Raw genomic sequence first — 235 nt, 5'->3', positions numbered from 1 at the left:
ATGATCCGCCTCGGCAGCTTAATTTTCGTCCCGCCGGTATATGCGCGCCTGCGCGCGCGCTACGTGGACTATCGCCGTAGCGGCGCTTCCTGGTTTGTGGCGAAGCTGTCTTGCCTTTGGGTCGGACTGGCGTGGATTTTTCTGCCGCTGGAAAATGCGCGCTGGCAGTCGCTGCTGACGCGCCATGATGAGCTTTTCCACCACATTAATTTTTCCCGCCCGCGGCCGCTGGATC

At 60.4% G+C, this 235-nt stretch carries 1 protein-coding gene; it reads left to right on the top strand.

Annotated elements, in window-relative coordinates; translation table 11 throughout:
- On the top strand, positions 1 to 235 hold a 235-nt coding region (locus ACWA1B_RS23675; protein WP_456911149.1), incomplete at both ends, for a hypothetical protein.

The sequence above is a fragment of the Flavobacterium xizangense genome (assembly GCF_054075145.1).
This window is presented reverse-complemented; position numbering and strand designations above follow the sequence as displayed.